This window comes from Cupriavidus sp. WS, assembly GCF_000395345.1.
Taxonomy (GTDB): Bacteria; Pseudomonadota; Gammaproteobacteria; order Burkholderiales; family Burkholderiaceae; genus Cupriavidus; species Cupriavidus basilensis_B.
On sequence record NZ_AQPL01000504.1, the window covers coordinates 1 to 1,481 of the forward strand.

General features: G+C 72.2%; 1 protein-coding gene. It reads right to left on the reverse strand.

From position 1 onward, the window contains the following. The coding region (locus tag K206_RS40020; RefSeq protein ID WP_020206551.1) for a PAS domain S-box protein at positions 1–1,352 on the reverse strand (1,352 nt) is incomplete at its 3' end. Between the last annotated feature and the right edge of the window lie 129 nt (positions 1,353–1,481).

The window sequence follows — 1,481 nt, forward strand, 5'->3', positions numbered from 1 at the left end:
CTCAGCGCGGCGCCGGCCTGGCGCGCCGCCAGCAGCAGCTTGCCGGCCTGGCGCTGCAGCTGGCTGCGGTTGGGCAGGCCGGTGAGGGAGTCGTAGTGGTCGAGCTGCTGGATGCGCTCGGCGGCGTCGTCGCGCTCGAAGGCCAGCTTGCACAGCCAGGCGCAGACTTCCACCACCTGCTGGTGGAAGGCGTCGGGCTCGCGCACGCTGCGGAAATAGAAGGCCAGCGTGGCCAGCACGCGGCCGTCGCCGGCCTTGATCGGGTACGACCAGCAGGCCGCCAGGCCCAGCGGCAGGGCCAGGTGGCGGAAGTCCGCCCAGCGCGGGTCGGTGGCGATGTCGCTGACCACCACCGGCTCGCCCAGCCAGGCGGCGGTGCCGCAGGAGCCCACCGCTGCCCCGACCGGCACGCCGTCGAGCGCCGCCGAGTACTCGGGCGGCAGCGCCGGCGCGGCCAGCGGGCGCAGGCGCCGCTCGCTGTCCACGCGCAGCACGGAGGCGACCACCGAGGGCGCCACGCGCTGCACTTCCTGGCAGATCAGCTCCATCACCGCCGGCAGCGGCTGATCCATCACCATCGCGTGCAGCACCTTGCGCTGGAGCAGCTCGTAGGTTTTCTTCTGCGTGATGTCGGACAGGATGACGATGCCGTGGTGGTGCCCACCCACCGTGCTGACCAGGTGGCGCACCGTGACCGACACCCACAGCGGGCTGTTGCCGCGCGCGTAGATCAGCGCCTCGTGGCGCTCCACCGCGGGCGCGGCGCGCTGTGCCTGCGGGCGCCGCATGGCGGCGGGGTCGGTGAACTCGCCGGCCAGCACGTCGGCGGGCGTGCGGCCGAACATGTCGCTCGGCGCGTAGCCGAGCAGGCGCGTCAGGCCGGCGTTGACGTAGACGATGCGCCAGTCGGTATCCACCACCAGCACCGCGCTGTCGATCTCGTCGGCGATCACCGACAGCAGCGGATGGTCGTCGCGGCCGACGCCGGCGCCGTCCGGCACCTTGACCAGCAGGGTGCGCAGCGCGGCGCCGCCCGGTGTGGCGACGGCTTCGGCCAGGAAGCCGAAGCGCCGGCCGCCGTCCGGGCGCAGCACCTGCACCGCCGGCAGCAGCTCGCCATGCTCGCCGGCCGGCTGCGGGCCGGCGCCGGGCAGCGGCTGCACCAGCGTGTCGACGTGCCGGCCGAGCACCTGCGTGCGGCAGGCGCCGCAGAGCGTCTCGGCCGCCGCGTTCAGGAAGATCACCTGGCCATCCGCGTCCACCACGAAGACGGCATCGGTGGCCTGTTCGAGCGAATTGCGGAATAGCAGATGGGGGTCGGCTATGCCGAGCGCTTTGTCTCTGTCTGGCATGGGTGAGGTAAACGTCGCTAACGACCGATAATGCCTGCCCGCCCCGACGGGGCCCTGCGTGACAATGACTCGGCTCTGGCATTGCTATCGGCATGGCGGCCCCGATCCGGACGTGTCAGGAATTTTGTG